Genomic DNA, 15,873 nt, shown 5'->3' on the forward strand with positions numbered 1-15,873 from the left:
TAGGAGAAAACGCAATGAGTGAAACACTTATTGTTAACTATTTAATCAAAGGACGTGTGAAGATGAACGTAAAAGAACTAGTTCAAAAAGCAAAAGATTTAATTGGAGAAGGCAACGTGGAACATGCGCAACAATTCATTGAAGAACATAAAGATGAATTAGGCGAACACTATCATAAAATTACAGCGATGTTAGCTGATACAACGACCGATGGTTTGTTTGATAAAATTAAAGGATTGTTTCAATAGTTGGAAAAAATCTGAGATAAAAGTGGAGGCTGAGACAAAATTGTTTAGCTCCAAGAACCAAGTAGGTACGATGATTTCATCTGTTCATGCTTCACAGTGAAACATTGTAACTCTCGCCGTTTAACAGTTTTTGAGCGTGGAGCAAAAATCCAAAGTGATTTTTGTCCCACGCTCTTCTTTTTTTATTTAACTTTTAACCATTGTTTTGGCAACACATACGCAATTGGATTAAAAAGATAATCCGCTCCCCGTTTCACCACAGGCATATTCGTAATAGCTAAAATGAAGAGGGCTAAGAAGAAAAGTGCCAGGATTCGGAAAGTAAACCATTCTTTAAAGAGTGTGTCTAATTGCAAACCACTTTCCAACAGAATAATTAAGGGCATATGCAAGAGATAAGGGTAGAGGGTATCTTTTCCGAGGGCGCTTAAAGGTAACTTTCGTTTAGGCAATAATGCAAACCAAGAAAGAGACACCAACGCTGCAGCAACGTAAAAGAACAGCTGAATGAAACTACTGTATTCAAAGGCCGGACTAATTTCAGCGTAGGAAGCCCAACCAGTTAAGAAGCCCCAAAATTTCGTTGCCAATGACCATTGACTATTTACAAATAAAAAGGAGCTTAAAATTACGCCTATCGCTGCCCATTTGACTTTGCGATGATCTAAAAAGGTTTGTAGCTTTTGAATATCCATTAAGTAGCCACAATAAAAGAAAGGAAAGAAGCCCAGAGTCCGTCCTAAAGACAAGAAACCTTCCACAGGCAAATAGCCTGAGGCGCAGCCGATAACAATGATGATGGGCAACATGATTTTCGGCTGAACGCGCTGAAGAAAGATGGTAATTAAGTAGAAACTTGCTAAGGAAAGTAAGTACCAAGGAACGCCCGTTTCGTTCAGTAAATCAAAATTCATTTTATTTGCAAAGGCGAAATTAGCAAGTGTAATCAACAACTTCGCTAAGAGATAAAGCCAAACAAAGGAAAGTAAACGGAGATATTTTCGTCGTTTAATGGCATGTTTACTAAAGAGTCCAGAGACAAAAATAAAGGCTGACATATGGAATGAATAGATCCAAAAGTTGATCGTTTCCATGAGTCGTGAAGGAGAAGCTTCACGATCTAAAATATGCCCAAAAATCACTAAGAAAATTAAAAAAAGTTTCACGTTGTCCCATTTATAAATTCGCTTGTCGTTTTCCATAACGATCACTCCTTTTAGTAGAAAACAGTTCACTTTTGTTTAAGGCAGAAGAGGACAATTTTTCCATTCATTGAGTAGATAATTGTAGATACGAACCGGCAGCCGTTAAATGAGCCCCCACATACTTGCGCTTAAAACAAAAAATTAGGCAGGATGTTAGTCTTAAATTATACTGAAAGAGTGACGATCCTCCAAAGATTTTGTTTATTAAGAAGTGAAAGATGCGGTGAAAATAAATGATAAAATTTCAAAATGTTTCAAAAGTATATCGAGAAAATGCTGTTTTGTCCGATGTGAATTTAACAATCCAACAAGGCGAATTTTTTGTATTAGTAGGGCCGAGTGGTAGTGGAAAAACGACGACTTTGAAAATGATTAATCGGCTCATTGAGCCAACGACAGGTGAAGTGGCTCTCAATGAACAAGCGGTAACCAACTACCCTTTACGTGAATTACGACTAAAAATTGGCTATGTTCTTCAGCAAATTGCCTTATTTCCTAACTTAACCGTGGCGGAAAATATTGAGTTGATTCCTGAAATGAAAAAATGGCCCAAAGAGCAACGCAGAGAGCGAACCATTGAACTATTGAAAAAAGTTCAGCTGGATCCTGAGGAATATCTGCATCGTAAGCCAGCAGTGCTTTCAGGAGGCGAACAACAACGTATCGGGATTTTACGCGCCATTGCAGCCGAACCAGAAGTGATTTTAATGGATGAACCTTTTAGCGCGCTAGATCCGATTTCAAGACATCATCTTCAACGTTTGGTGAAAGAACTTCATCAGGAATTAGTGAGTACCATTGTTTTTGTGACCCATGATATGAATGAAGCTTTACTGTTAGGAGAGCGCATCTGTATTATGGACGCTGGCAAAATTATTCAAGTCGATACGCCAGAAGCCATTCAAAAACATCCGAAAAATAATTTTGTCGGTCAATTTTTCAAACAATCTTCGCCAGAACTAGCGAACTATTGTGGCGCTGACTTGACTGCATTTTTAGAAGCCGCAGATGAGACGATTGAGCCAGTGCCGACTGTTTTCATGGAAACCAATTTAAAAGAGATTGTCCAACTCATTAATGCGCAAGAGAAAGCAAATTTAGTAGAAAAAAAACAAGTTTTAGGGTGTATCACCTCAAAAACGATTACTCGTTTTATGGAACAACTGTTGGAAAGCGAGGGACAGTAGATGCAAGCACTGATTGAAACTTTTTTCGCTCGAAAAGAAGAATATCTGCAAGCGTTAATCGAGCATATGCAATTGTCCTTTATTTCGTTATTATTCGCTGCATTGATTGCAATTCCTTTAGCCATTTATTTAACGAGTCATCGCAAGTTAGCGGAAAGTCTGTTACAAGTGACTGGGATTTTCCAAACAATCCCTTCTTTAGCCTTGCTAGGCTTACTGATTCCGTTAATTGGTATTGGTCGACCACCGGCAATTGTTGCGCTAGTGATTTATGCCTTATTCCCAATTTTACAAAACACCTATACTGGTTTGACGGAAATTGATCCTTCGTTAGAAGAAGCCGCAGAAGCATTTGGGATGAGTAAAAAAGAAAAACTGTTTAAGTTTGAGTTGCAAATGGCGTTACCATTTATTATTTCTGGGATTCGAACGGCTACCGTTTTAATTATTGGTACGGCCACGTTGGCGGCGTTAATTGGAGCAGGTGGTTTAGGGACCTTCATTTTATTAGGAATTGATCGAAATAATTTATCGTTGATTTTTATTGGAGCCATTTCATCGGCTGCACTAGCAGTCTTATTTAATTATGGAATTCATTGGTTGGAAAAAGCGAATGGGCGGCGACTAATCATTGGCGGTACTATTTTAGGCCTTTTGTTAGGTAGTTCATTTTTCTGGAATCAACAAACTTCTTCAAAGGAAAAACAGCTGACAATTGCTGGCAAATTAGGAGCGGAACCAGATATTATTATTAATATGTATAAAGCCTTAATTGAAGAAAATAGCGACATTCAGGTGACGTTAAAGCCAAACTTTGGCAAGACTACTTTTTTATATAATGCCTTGAAATCAGATGAAATCGATCTTTATCCGGAATTTACAGGAACAGTAATCGAAACCTTTTTAAAAAATCCTCCTCAGCTAGACAATCAACCTCAAGTAGTCTATGAAGCGGCACGCGCTGGCTTGAAAAAACAAGAAAACCTTACTTTGTTGAAACCGATGCGCTATGAAAATACGTATGCCGTCGCAGTTAAGCGCTCATTTGCAAAAGCGCATCAATTAAAAACGATTAGTGATTTACAGAAAATTAGCAATCAGTTGAAAGCAGGTTTTACGTTAGAATTTATTGATCGGCAAGATGGTTATAAGGGATTACAAGAAAAATATCATTTAAATCTGAATGTCCAATCGATGGAACCGGCGTTACGCTATCAAGCGATTAATAATGGTGAGGTAAATGTGATTGATGCCTATTCAACGGATAGTGAATTGAGACAATACGATTTAGTAACGTTAGAAGATGATCAAGCGCTATTTCCGCCTTATCAAGGAGCACCACTTATAAAAACAGCAACGTTGGAAAAATATCCAGAATTAGCAGAAATATTGAATAAATTGGCAGGAAAAATTAGCGAAGAAGAAATGAGTGAAATGAATTATCAAGTCAATGTGGAGGGGCAAGATCCTAGCATAGTGGCGAAAGACTATTTAAAAGAAAAGAATCTTCTTAAATAAGTATTTTTTACTGAAAAAGACTGGTATATAAACATTTATCCAGTCTTTTTCAGATAAATAAAGAGTTTAATGTGAAAAGTACCTGTATTTTTACTCATTTTTGGATATAATAAAAGAAATGAATGGAGAGGAGTGGTCTATATGAAAAAAGCAGAACGTCAACGTTTGATTAAACAATTAATTATGCAACAAGAAATTGAAACACAAGATGAATTAATCACTCGTTTGGAAGAACTTGGCGTCCGAGCCACTCAAGCGACTGTTTCAAGAGATATCCGTGAAATGAGTATTGTTAAAACACATGGTGCAGATGGTCGTGTCAAATATGCAATTTTTTCTCAAGCACAAGGCGCAAGCAGTGAAGAGAAATTACGAGAATCAGTAAAAGATTCAGTTGTTCGAATGGAGCGAGTACAATTTATTGTCATCTTGCATACAGAGATGGGAAATGCCGATGTGGTGAGTAACTTTTTAGATGAAGTAGCTTATCCAGAAGTGGCGGGTACAGTGGCTGGTGCGGATACGATTATTGTGATTACACGTTCAGAAGAGGATGCGGAACACTTTATCGAACGTATCGAAAATATGATTTTTTAAAATTGAAAGCATCAATAGAAGGGAGTTTTTTTCTTGGTAGAATTGAAAGCGCTACAAAATGGTTCGGATATTCGGGGAATTGCTTTGGATACGGAAGAGCAAACTGCAACATTAACCGCAACAGCAGTAGCCGAGATTGCGGTGGGCGTGGTTCGTTGGTTACAGGACAAAAAACAGCTGCCACGAAAGGCACAACAGCGCCTGACAATTGCAATCGGACATGATAGTCGTCTAACGGCGGAGCCGATTAAGCAAGCATTAGTAGATACGTTTCTTTCATTAGGTATTCAGGTGATTGACGTTGGTTTAGCTACGACGCCTGCTATGTTTATGGCTACTCAATTTCCAACGCTTCAATGTGATGCAGCGATTATGATTACAGCTAGCCATTTGCCTTACTATTTTAATGGCTTGAAGTTCTTCACAGCAGAAGGTGGAGCAGAGAAAGAAGATATTCGGTATATTTTATCTCATACTGATCCGCTGACAGCCAATGAAAATGGCACACTGATGAAGCAAGAGTTACTGCCAATTTATGCGGAGCATTTGGTGGCAAAAATCCGCCAAGGAATTCATTCGTCCGAAGAGAAACCTTTACAGGGCTTTCGAATTATCGTTGATGCGGGTAATGGGGCTGGGGGCTTCTTTGCGGAGCAGGTTCTTCAAGTTTTGGGCGCTGATACGACGGGATCACAGTTTTTAGAACCAGATGGGCATTTTCCTAATCATGTACCTAATCCAGATAATTCTGAAGCAATGAAAAGTATTCAAACGGCTGTTTTAGCTAATCAAGCAGATTTGGGCATTATTTTTGATACAGATGTAGATCGTTCGGCCGTGGTGGACCAATCAGGTGAGGTACTAAACCGAAATAATTTAATTGCTGTTTTAGCGGCAATTGTTTTAAAAGAAGCGCCTGGTAGTTATATTGTGACAAATTCGCCAACCTCAAGTCATTTAAAAACATTTATTGAAGAAAAAGGCGGCCAACAGATTCGTTATATTTCTGGTTACCGAAATGTCATTAATAAAATGATTGAATTGAATCATGGGGGCTTTCAGACACCGTTAGCCATTGAAACCAGTGGTCATGCAGCGTTTCAAGAAAACTACAATCTGGATGATGGTGCATATGTCGTGGCGAAAATTTTAATGTTGTTACCAGAATTGAAACAAAATAATCAAACGTTAGGAGATCTGATTGCTACATTGAAGCAACCGGCAGAAACCAACGAATTTCGCTTCAAAATTACTGCGGAGGATGTTACTTGTTATGGGCAACAAGTCTTGCGAGACTTTGAATTGTTTGTAGAAAATCAAGTAGACTTTGCTGTGGACCGTGAAAACCAAGAAGGTGTTCGGGGAAACGTGTCTGGTCAATATGGCAGTGGGTGGTTTTTACTACGCTTAAGTCTGCATGAACCGTTGCTTGTTCTTCAGGTAGAGAATGACCAAAGCGATAAAAATGCGTGTGTCATCGAAAAAATTGCCACTTTTTTACAAAAATATGAGGAAATAGATAGTCAGCAAATAGAAAAATAATCTAGGAAATTAAAGGTGTTCTTATGGAAAATGTCTTAAAAGGAAAACACATTGGCTTTTCTCATTTTAGAGAAGAATATATCGAACATATTGCAAAACAGCAGTGGGATAATGAATTGCTTCGGCATTTGAGCTGGGATGCTTTACATCCGTGGGGGCTTGAAGAATGGAAAGATTTCACGATTAATAAAGGAGAAGATGATCGATTTCTATTTGCTATTTTAGAAAATACGACAGAGGAATTTATTGGTTGGGTTTCATTGTCTGATGTACAGTTAAAAAATAGAGGGGCCAATTTAGGGATTGCTATTTTACAAAAAGAGCAACGTGGTCAAGGATATGGCTTTGAGGCGGTGTCTTTAATTTGTAAATTTGCTTTTTATGAATTGGGCTTGCACAAAATCAGATTAGCTGTCAATAGTAACAATCAAAAAGCGATTCATGTTTATGAAAAAGTAGGCTTCAAAAAAGAAGGAATTGATAGAGAAGCGTTATTTCAAGATGGCCAATGGCTGGATATCTACAATTACGGAATTTTACAAAAAGAGTGGCTACAAATGATTAAGGCTGAGAGTTAGCTCAGGAACTGTTTAACACCAAGACACTGAGCAAACGCAGATATGCCGTTCTCAACAGTGAATGTGCGGTAAAATAAAAAAAGTAGAAGAAATCGGCGGTTACCGTCCGATTTCTTCTACTTTTTTTACCATAGACCAGGCGCTGCAGTCACAACGATTTGTTTTTTTGTAAACGGCTGGAGTAAATGAAGTTGTGAAGCATGGAGCATTAAACGAGCTGCCTGCGATTTTGGGTTGTATAACGGATCACCAATAATTGGATGCCCTTCGCTAGCTAAATGGACCCGAATTTGGTGCGTCCGACCTGTTTCTAAAACACAGGTAACTGCAGTTTGATTATTAGAAAGAGCTTGGACCACTTGGACATGTGTAATCGCTGAATCCCCTTTTTGAGGATCAATCCGTCGTTTCCGGCGATCATGTCGATCACGACCGATCGGCTGATTGATTGTCTGCTCTTTTTGGTTAAAGTGACCAGCCACAATCGCTTGATATTGGCGGTAAATTTGTTTTGTTTCTAATAAACGCCCTAAAATAGGTAAGACAAAAGGATTTTTAGCAAAGACAATCGCACCACTGGTTTCTTTATCTAATCGATGAACGACATAAGGGACCTGATTTTTCTCAGCTAAATAGGCAGCAACATGATTTAACAAGGTGTCTGTTTCCTGTGGCTGATTTGGATGGGTTTTAATGCCATAAGGTTTATTTACAATCATTAAATGTTCATCTTCATATAGAACCTTCACACGCGTTGCTTCCCCCAAATGAATAGTGGGACGTACATAATCGGTTTCTTCAAACGTTAAGGTGACACAATCGCCAGCTTGGACTGGAAAATGAAAAGCAGCTGTTTCTCCGTTGATTTTGACATTTTTTCGCGTGCGTAAAAAATGGCGCACTTTTCGAGGGACTAGCCACTCATTTTCTAATAGTTCTTTTACAGTCATTGTTGAAAAATCTTCAGGTAATCTCATTGAATATTCCACCAAATCCCACCTTTCACTGATTCGCTATTTAGTGTAACAAAGCTGCTCAAAAGGTCAAGTCAGAACGGAAAAAAAGCTGAAATTTGTTAGAAAGGCAGTTCCTTGAGAGATTCTTAAACAAATTTACATAAAAAACGAAGAAAATCATGATAGAATAGAGGCTAAATAAAGACTCGTTTCTAAACGTAAGCAATTATTTACCTCTAGTGAAGGCCATATTTCCTTTGCTACAGCGAAAAGACCATTGAAATTGTTTTTCAAGAATTTTTCATGCTTTAGACCTAGGTCGTACCCACAAGAATATGGTAGACTTAGCCAAGAAACGTAAACAGAGGGAGTACTATGGACAATCTTAAACAATTTTTTAGTAAAGTCGGTGTCGGATTACGTCATTTTTGGACGTGGATAAAGCCTTATTTAATACAATTCCATCAAGCCAGAAAGCGGATTTGGAAAAAGTATCAAATCAATAAAATTTTCTTGTTAATTGGTTTGGTAGTCGCTTTAGGTGCCAGTATTTATTTATTTTACTTAGCCAAGTCCGCAAACGTTGAGACCCTAAAATCGGGGCTAAGTGAATCAACACGCGTTTATGATGAGTCAGGAGAGGAAGTTGGAAAATTATTCGGGCAAAAAGGGACTTTTATGGAACTGGATAATATTTCTCCTTATATTCAAGATGCGGTTATTTCAACTGAAGATCGCGCGTTTTATCAACATAAAGGGTATTCCATTAAAGGGATTGCCCGTGCGGTTGTTGGAAAATTGACCTTCGGGAAAATCGGTGGCGGTGGTGGCGGAAGTACAATTACGCAGCAATTAGCCAAAAATGCTTACTTAACGCAAGAGCAAACGCTAGATAGGAAAGCCAGAGAATTATTCTTAGCGATTGAAATCGAAAAGAAATATTCGAAAAAAGATATCTTAGCAATGTATTTAAATAATTCTTATTTTGGTAATGGTGTCTGGGGCGTGCAAGATGCAGCTCGTAAATACTTTGGCGTGGATGCGTCCCAAGTTACAGTGGGGGAAGCCGCAACGCTAGCGGGCATGTTAAAAGGGCCAGGAATTTATAACCCAATTGATTACATTGACAATGCCACAGCGCGACGGAATACCGTTTTACAACTAATGGTCGACAATAAAAAACTATCTCAAGAAGAAGCCAATCAAGAAGCGAGTGTTAACTTAGCGAGTCTATTAAATGACACCTATGTTGGCGACGAAAATAGTTACAAATATCCATATTATTTTGATGCGGTAATTGATGAAGCAGTCAATCGTTATAAATTTAAAGAAGAAGATATTTTAAATAAAGGCTACAAGATTTACACTTCTTTAAATCAGGGGTATCAAGATGCGATGGATGCAACTTATAAAAATGATGCACTATTTCCACCCAATGCAGAAGATGGTGCCATGGTTCAGAGTGGTTCTGTAGCCATTGATCCGAAAACCGGCGGCGTGCAAGCACTGGTGGGCGGTCGAGGGGAACACGTTTATCGAGGCTTTAACTTTGCAACGCAAACAAAACGTTCACCAGGCTCGTCCTTAAAACCAATTTCAGTCTATACACCAGCTTTAGAGGCTGGCTATAAACCAGACTCTATTTTAGAAGATAAACCACAAGATTATTATCCAGCACAAAACTATAGCCGCACGTACAGTGGAGAAGTTCCTATGTACCAAGCCTTAGGAGAAAGCTTAAATTTACCAGCGGTGTGGTTATTACATCAAATTGGTTTAGATAAAGGCTATGAAAAAACAGAGAAATTTGGCATTCCGTTATCAGAAAAAGATCGATATTATGGTTTAGCACTTGGGGGATTACAAACGGGTGTTTCGCCACTAACCATGGCGGGAGCTTATAGTGCCTTTGCCAATGAAGGCTATAAAACTGAAACGCATTTAATTACAAAAATCGTCGACTCAACTGGCGCAATTGTAGTTGATAATACGAAAGTCAAGAAAGAGCAAGTCATTACCAAAGATGTTGCAGATGGGATTACAAGTATGTTACTAGGGGTCTTTAGTTCTGGGAGCGGGGTCAACGCACAACCGGGAGGCTATGTAATGGCTGGTAAAACAGGTACGACAGAAACCAACTTCGATAGTAGTAAAACGAACGATCAGTGGGTGATTGGTTATACACCAGAAGTTGTCATTGCTACTTGGCTAGGCTTCCAAGAAACCAGTAAAACCCATTATCTGGAAGGTAGTAGCGCCACATATGCCTCTCAGGTGTTCAACAGTCAAGCCAGTGGCATCTTGCCTGAAGTTAAACAAGCACAATTTCCTGTCGCGGATGCTTATGCCACAGGTGGGAAAGTTGTTGATAGCAACGATAGTTTAACCGGTGGTGCCAATTCTAATTGGCGGGATAACTTAAAAGACTTTGGAAACTCTGTTCAAGATGGCGCTAGCAATTTCGGAGATACATTGAATGAAGTTGGGGGACAAATTAAAGACGGCGCGAAAAAAGTCAAAGACAAGATTGAAGGAATTTTCGGAGGCTTATTAGGAAATTAGTTGGGAAAACCTAAGAGAAATGGTACAATAAAGATGAAACTATTGAGAAAAGAGGGATTCCATTGAGTAACATTTATGATACAGCCAATCAGATTGAACGTGAACTACGTGAGTTAGACGAATTTAAAGCATTACAAGCAGCGTATGAAGAAGTAAAAGCAGACGAAGCAGCTTACACATTGTTTAAAGAATTCCAAGGATTCCAGCAAGGACTACAAGAAAAACAAATGCGCGGCGAAGAATTCACAGATGAAGATGCTGAAAAAGCACAAAGCATTGCAACGAAAGTGCAAGAAACAGCAGTTATCAACGAATTAATGCAAAAAGAACAAGCGTTTAGCTTAGTTGTCAATGATTTAAACCGAATTATCATGACTCCTGTGCGTGATATGTATAACGATTAATTTACGTAATTGAACTCTGACAAGTTGTCTATAAGACAATTTGTCAGAGTTTTTCTTTTACTGAAAATAAAAAAACGAACAAATTTTCGTATGTTTTTACTGACCAAGCTGGCAGAAAATGATATGATAAAGGAAGGAGAAAAGGAGGGGAAACGATGAAACTATTGCATACAGCTGATTTACACATGGATCGGTCTTTTGAAGGGTTAACTGGGATCCCGACAGCCTTAGCGAAGCGCTTAAGAGAAGCTAATCAACAATTGTTAATGAACATCGTAACAGTTGCCATTCGAGAAGCGGTGGACTTGGTTATTTTTGCAGGAGATACGTTTCATCAAAGTCAGACCTCTATTTCAATGCAAGCCCAATTGATGGCCGCATTAGAACAGTTGAAACAAGCAGAAATCCCTGTGATTCTAACATTTGGGAATCATGATTACTATAAAAAAGACCGCTATTGGTTTTCTTTTCCAGACAATGTCTTTTTATTTGAAAAAGAAATGGTTGAGACACTGTATTTTGAAACGAAAGCGGGCGAACAAGTGGCTGTTTCAGGGTTTAGTTATGAGCATCCCTGGATTGATGAAAATAAAGCACTAGAATTTCCTATCAAACAAGCAGAATCTGACATTCATATTGGGATTTATCATGGAGACACCAGTCGGAAAGCGCAACAAAATTATGCTCCGTTTACATGGAAGGATTTAAAAGCCACTGGTTATAATTATTGGGCATTGGGCCATATTCATCAGCCACAAATTGTTAGTGAACAACCGCTAATTGTTTATCCTGGAACACCTCAAGGGCACACGAAAAAAGAACAGTCTTTACAAGGGGTTGCAGTGGTCACACTTTCCCAAAATCAAGCGACTGTTCAATTTGAAAAAGTCGCAGAAATAGATTGGACGAATGAAGAAGTATCTCTTGCGCAATGCCGTGACACCCAAAGCGTTTTGTCTTATCTTGAAACCAGTTTGCTGACGAAGTGGCATGCGCATCAGCAACAGCAATTGATGGCGTTGACACTGAAAGAAACGCAACATTTGGATGTGACCGTGGTGCAAGCCATTGTCAATGGTGAACTATTAAGCTACTTACAGCAGCAGCTTTTACAAAAAACGCAAGGTGATTTTTTTGTTTATCGCCTACTATTGCAAGCAGAGGAACCAACAAAAGAACCGATCTATTTAGCCGCTAGTCCTAACTTGTTAACGGCATTAGAAAAAACATACTTAGATCCAGTTATTTTTGAAGATACCACCAAGGAATTGTTACGTTATCCAGAATTTGCTGGAATTTTTTCAATGGATGAGCAGTGGCGATTAGAGAGCTTGCGCCTAGCACATGAGCAAATTAATGAAGACTTTACTATTCAGGAGGACCCACTATGAAATTACTTGCAGTAGAGATTGTGGGCTTTGGAAAATGGCAACAACAGAAAATTACATTTGAATCTGGTAATCAATTGCTGTACGGCGCAAATGAAGTTGGCAAGTCCACATTGTATCAATTCATTCAAGCAATGCTGTTTGGTTTTCCCACAAAGGGCAAAAGAAAACGCGATTACGCACCTAAAAATGGTGGTTCGTATGGTGGTCGTTTGTGGTTGGCACATCCTGTGTTTGGAGAAGTTCAAGTCGAGCGTTTTAAAGAAAAAAATAAAGGGCAAGCAATCATTTATTATCAACAACAAATGGGGGATGAAAAAACCTTACAGCAAATGTTACATCCGCTAACGAAAAAGTTATTTCAAGAGGTTTTTACTTTCCAACAAGAACAATTAATTACGAGTGACAAGTTAACAGAAGAGGAACTGCAAACATCCTTGTTAGCCATTGGTGTTTCTGGTAGTCAACAACTTTTGACTTACCGAAATGTGTACTTTAAAGAAGCACAAAAAATCTTTAAAGGTAAAGGACAGCAGCCATTACTCAATCAGAAGTTGGCGGCTTATCAAGAACTAAAAGAGCAAATTCAAGAGAAAGAAGCGCAGCAACAAACTTTTCAACAATTAGAAGAAACGATTCGCGAAACAGAACAACAGCGAGTGACACTGCAACAGCAATTAAAAGAAACGCAACAGGACTTGTTACAGGTTGCGGAACAGCAACGTCACTTTCCCTTGTACGAAGAATGGCAGTCGCTACCTGAAGAAACAGAGAACGTTGTTTTAGTAAAAGAAGACCAAGTTCAATTAGAAGAAACCTTTCAAGAATATATGTACCTAGATAAAGAACGACAACGTTTGACCAAAGAGTTATCTCTTCAGTCAGAAGCGCTCGATGTTCCAGAAGGCTATGCTTTTTACCTAGAACAAGAAGCATTAATTCAACAATTGTTGAATCAACGCTATGATATGCAACAATTGATGACGGAATCGGAATGGATGACCCAAACCTTTGATCAAAATCGTCAAGAAATGGTCCTTTTAGAGAACGAATGGTCATGGTCGCCTGAACGACCACCACAGCTTTTTTATGACAACGAAACCGTTCAAAAGTGGCGCCAACAACAAGTTGCGTATACGCAAGCTCTTCAAAAGGGCCAAGAACAAAAAGCATTCTTGGCTTCTCAAATTGAAAATTTGGAAGCCCAGTTAACGGATTTTGAAAAAGCGCATGCTGCATTTTTTGGTGAAGCGACACGTGCTCAAAAAGCGCAGAAAACAAGTCAGCCACTATGGTTATTGTCAGGAAGTCTCCTTACATTACTGGGTTTCTTTTTGCCGAGCCCTTTAAAATGGGGCCTAGTTCTCGTGGGAGTTAGTCTTATCGCAAAAGAAGTGATTGGCTACCCCACTAGAAAAGAAGCGTCCTCTGATGAAGTGAAAGAAGAATGGCAGACGAAACTTTCGCAACTAGATTATCTAAATGAACAGTTCCAACAAGCGCTGAATCAAGAACGTGAGGCACAACTGCAAGTGGAACAACTTGAACAAGCAGTAGCGGAGCAAGCCCAACTCCATCAATTAGGAAAAATGAATCAAATTGATACTTTAATGAATCAGCGGGAATTGATTACGCGCTATTTATTGCTTGTTCAAACAAATGAAGAACTCATGAGTCAATTGAAGGAAAATCAACAAAAACGCCAAGTATTTGAAGAACAAGTTTTCCCATTGATGACGCATTTACCCTTACAAGGAAAGAGCCTTTCCGAAAAGTTACACTTTTTAGAAGGATTTGCTGAAGAAATGGAGAAAGTTCGCTTTGCTCAGGAGTATCAAGCAGATGGCTATCTCAAACAGCAGTTACGAGAGTTGAAAACTAAACAGCAAGAAGCGTTAACACGAATTCAGCCTTTACTGATTCGTTATCGGATTCTATCAATCGCTGATGTTCCAATGAGGATTCAACAGCTGACCACTCAGCAAGCCCAAGTTGGTCGTGGGCAAGAATTAGCGACGCAATTAGGTAATCTGTTTCCAGAAGCAGTAACAGAAGCAACGTTAAAAGACCGTTCTTTACAACTGGCGCAGCAACAAGCACTGGAAGAAAGCCAGTTAGATAAAATACAAGAACAGTATCAAGCGCTGATTTATGAAAAACAACAATTAATGACGGATGGTACCTTAGATGAGTTGTATCAACGCCAAGCAATTTTAAAAGCGGAAATCAAAGAACTAGCTCAACGTTGGTCTGGGTATCAACTGGCGGGGCAACTGTTAATGGACCTATTAACAGAGCTTTCAGAACAACAATTGCCCAGCTTATTACAGTATGCATCAAGCTACTTTGCACTTTTAACAAATCAGCGTTATCAATCAATCCAAGTAGCCGAAGGTCAACTAGTTGCGGTGACGAAAGAACAAGAAATGTTTTATTTACATGAATTATCAACTGGCACTAAAGATCAATTGATGATGGCTGTTCGTTTTGCCTTTTTAGCAGTCCAAGGCGAGCAACTGATTTGTCCAATTATCATTGATGATGGCTGGTTACACTATGATCATCAAAGAAAAGCCCAATTAGCTGAATTATTTACTAAGTTTGGTCAAAAACAGCAAGTCATTTGTTTTTCTTCTGACCAAGAAATGGTAAGCTATTATCAGGACTTACAACAAAGAGTAATTGCGTTAGAAGGAGGAAGCGTCAAGTGAAAAAATTACGTGAATTAACAGTAGAAGAACTTTTTGAATCATTTGTTCTAATTAAAAATGCCGATGTGCGTGTAGCTAAAAATGGAAAAAAGTTTATTGCCTTTACCTTTCAAGACACATCTGGCACGATTGACGGAAAATATTGGGACGCCTCTGAGGATGAAATTACACGATTTACTGCGGGAAACGTTGTTTTACTGAATGGGAAACGAGAAGTTTATCAAAACAAACCCCAAGTAAAAATTTTACACATGCGTTTAGCGACAGCAGAGGAACCAAGCCAGCCAAGTTTATATATGGAACGAGCGCCTTTGAAAAAAGAAGAGATGGTCGAGGAAATCAATCAAGTGATTTTTGAGATTACCAATGCTCATTGGAATCGTATTGTGCGCTATCTCATGACGAAATACCAACAAGAATTTTATGAATTTCCTGCAGCCAAACGGAACCATCATGCTTTTGCGAATGGCTTAGCTTACCACACTGTCTCAATGTTGCGCCTAGGCAAAGCAATTACTAAGGAATATACTGAAATTAACACGTCACTATTATACGCGGGGATTATTTTACATGACTTAGGAAAAGTTTTAGAACTATCTGGTGCTATTACGACAGAATATACGGTGGCAGGGAACTTAATTGGTCATTTAGTTTTGGTGGATGAGGAAATTACCAAGGCGTGTTTGGCTTTGAAAATTGATGATCGAGAAGAAGACGTTGTCGTTCTTCGGCACATGGTCTTAGCCCACCATGGATTGTTGGAATATGGCTCACCTGTGCGACCAAGAATTATGGAAGCGGAAATCTTACATCAAATTGATACCATGGATGCGTCCATTCAAATGATGCTAGGGGCAATTCGTCAAACACAGCCTGGGGAGTATACGGAACGAATCTTTGGTTTAGATAACCGCAGTTTCTATGTGCCAAAAGATAAATAAAAAAAGGGGGTGGTCAATTGACCACTCCCTTTTGTA

General features: G+C 38.9%; 13 protein-coding genes. 11 read left to right on the forward strand and 2 right to left on the reverse strand.

Annotation, left to right across the window (positions count from 1 at the left end; all coding sequences use genetic code 11):
• Nucleotides 1-14 precede the first annotated feature (14 nt).
• Nucleotides 15-248, forward strand: a complete 234-nt coding sequence (locus IGJ24_RS02080; protein ID WP_129193922.1) for a hypothetical protein — start codon at nt 15-17, stop codon at nt 246-248.
• Nucleotides 249-430: 182 nt separating this feature from the next.
• Here the strand turns inward: IGJ24_RS02080 and IGJ24_RS02085 are convergent, their stop codons facing one another.
• Nucleotides 431-1,450 (reverse strand): acyltransferase family protein, encoded by a 1,020-nt coding sequence (locus IGJ24_RS02085; RefSeq protein WP_289865510.1) that lies wholly within the window; start codon nt 1,448-1,450, stop codon nt 431-433.
• 236 nt (nt 1,451-1,686) lie between these two features.
• On the opposite strand from IGJ24_RS02085, the gene IGJ24_RS02090 reads away from it, so the two are divergent.
• From IGJ24_RS02090 to IGJ24_RS02110, 5 genes are all read left to right on the forward strand, one after another.
• Nucleotides 1,687-2,640, forward strand: coding sequence for an ABC transporter ATP-binding protein (locus IGJ24_RS02090; RefSeq protein WP_438775347.1), 954 nt, complete (start codon nt 1,687-1,689; stop codon nt 2,638-2,640).
• The gene (locus tag IGJ24_RS02095) at nt 2,641-4,158 is read left to right on the forward strand and encodes an ABC transporter permease/substrate-binding protein (RefSeq protein ID WP_289865513.1); all 1,518 of its coding nucleotides are present in this window, start codon (nt 2,641-2,643) and stop codon (nt 4,156-4,158) included.
• A 141-nt stretch (nt 4,159-4,299) separates the two neighbouring features.
• On the forward strand, nt 4,300-4,755 hold the full coding sequence (argR, locus tag IGJ24_RS02100; protein WP_129193925.1) for an arginine repressor: 456 nt from the start codon (nt 4,300-4,302) through the stop codon (nt 4,753-4,755).
• Nucleotides 4,756-4,788: 33 nt separating this feature from the next.
• The gene (locus tag IGJ24_RS02105) at nt 4,789-6,297 is read left to right on the forward strand and encodes a phosphomannomutase/phosphoglucomutase (RefSeq protein WP_192190242.1); all 1,509 of its coding nucleotides are present in this window, start codon (nt 4,789-4,791) and stop codon (nt 6,295-6,297) included.
• Between the two features lie 23 nt (nt 6,298-6,320).
• Nucleotides 6,321-6,875, forward strand: coding sequence for a GNAT family N-acetyltransferase (locus IGJ24_RS02110; protein WP_002367997.1), 555 nt, complete (start codon nt 6,321-6,323; stop codon nt 6,873-6,875).
• 125 nt (nt 6,876-7,000) lie between these two features.
• Here IGJ24_RS02110 and IGJ24_RS02115 read toward each other — a convergent pair whose 3' ends face one another.
• Entirely contained in the window at nt 7,001-7,864 is an 864-nt protein-coding gene (locus IGJ24_RS02115; protein ID WP_164980808.1) for an RluA family pseudouridine synthase, read from the reverse strand.
• A gap of 342 nt (nt 7,865-8,206) precedes the next feature.
• Here IGJ24_RS02115 and IGJ24_RS02120 point away from each other — a divergent pair, with 342 nt between their 5' ends.
• The 5 genes from IGJ24_RS02120 (at nt 8,207) to IGJ24_RS02140 (ending at nt 15,837) form a co-directional block, all read left to right on the forward strand.
• The gene (locus tag IGJ24_RS02120) at nt 8,207-10,393 is read left to right on the forward strand and encodes a PBP1A family penicillin-binding protein (protein WP_289865514.1); all 2,187 of its coding nucleotides are present in this window, start codon (nt 8,207-8,209) and stop codon (nt 10,391-10,393) included.
• A 62-nt stretch (nt 10,394-10,455) separates the two neighbouring features.
• Complete coding sequence (locus tag IGJ24_RS02125; protein WP_002355518.1) at nt 10,456-10,797, forward strand: YlbF family regulator; 342 nt, start codon at nt 10,456-10,458, stop codon at nt 10,795-10,797.
• Between the two features lie 155 nt (nt 10,798-10,952).
• Nucleotides 10,953-12,188, forward strand: a complete 1,236-nt coding sequence (locus IGJ24_RS02130; protein WP_002375921.1) for a DNA repair exonuclease — start codon at nt 10,953-10,955, stop codon at nt 12,186-12,188.
• Nucleotides 12,185-14,896, forward strand: coding sequence for an ATP-binding protein (locus tag IGJ24_RS02135; RefSeq protein ID WP_289865515.1), 2,712 nt, complete (start codon nt 12,185-12,187; stop codon nt 14,894-14,896). The genes IGJ24_RS02130 and IGJ24_RS02135 overlap by 4 nt, the downstream gene beginning before the upstream one ends.
• Complete coding sequence (locus IGJ24_RS02140) at nt 14,893-15,837, forward strand: 3'-5' exoribonuclease YhaM family protein (RefSeq protein WP_289865516.1); 945 nt, start codon at nt 14,893-14,895, stop codon at nt 15,835-15,837. The genes IGJ24_RS02135 and IGJ24_RS02140 overlap by 4 nt, the downstream gene beginning before the upstream one ends.
• The last annotated feature ends 36 nt before the right edge of the window (nt 15,838-15,873 follow it).

It is taken from the genome of Enterococcus sp. DIV0546 (assembly GCF_051712785.1).
Lineage (GTDB): Bacteria > Bacillota > Bacilli > Lactobacillales > Enterococcaceae > Enterococcus > Enterococcus faecalis.

Excerpts from the sequence above, each read along its gene's own strand:
- IGJ24_RS02080 (WP_129193922.1), top strand. The coding sequence starts at position 15 with ATGAGTGAAACACTTATTGTTAACTATTTAATCAAAGGACGTGTGAAG.
- IGJ24_RS02085 (WP_289865510.1), bottom strand. The coding sequence starts at position 1,450 with ATGGAAAACGACAAGCGAATTTATAAATGGGACAACGTGAAACTTTTT.
- IGJ24_RS02090 (WP_438775347.1), top strand. The coding sequence starts at position 1,687 with ATGATAAAATTTCAAAATGTTTCAAAAGTATATCGAGAAAATGCTGTT.
- IGJ24_RS02095 (WP_289865513.1), top strand. The coding sequence starts at position 2,641 with ATGCAAGCACTGATTGAAACTTTTTTCGCTCGAAAAGAAGAATATCTG.
- argR (WP_129193925.1), top strand. The coding sequence starts at position 4,300 with ATGAAAAAAGCAGAACGTCAACGTTTGATTAAACAATTAATTATGCAA.
- IGJ24_RS02110 (WP_002367997.1), top strand. The coding sequence starts at position 6,321 with ATGGAAAATGTCTTAAAAGGAAAACACATTGGCTTTTCTCATTTTAGA.
- IGJ24_RS02120 (WP_289865514.1), top strand. The coding sequence starts at position 8,207 with ATGGACAATCTTAAACAATTTTTTAGTAAAGTCGGTGTCGGATTACGT.
- IGJ24_RS02130 (WP_002375921.1), top strand. The coding sequence starts at position 10,953 with ATGAAACTATTGCATACAGCTGATTTACACATGGATCGGTCTTTTGAA.
- IGJ24_RS02135 (WP_289865515.1), top strand. The coding sequence starts at position 12,185 with ATGAAATTACTTGCAGTAGAGATTGTGGGCTTTGGAAAATGGCAACAA.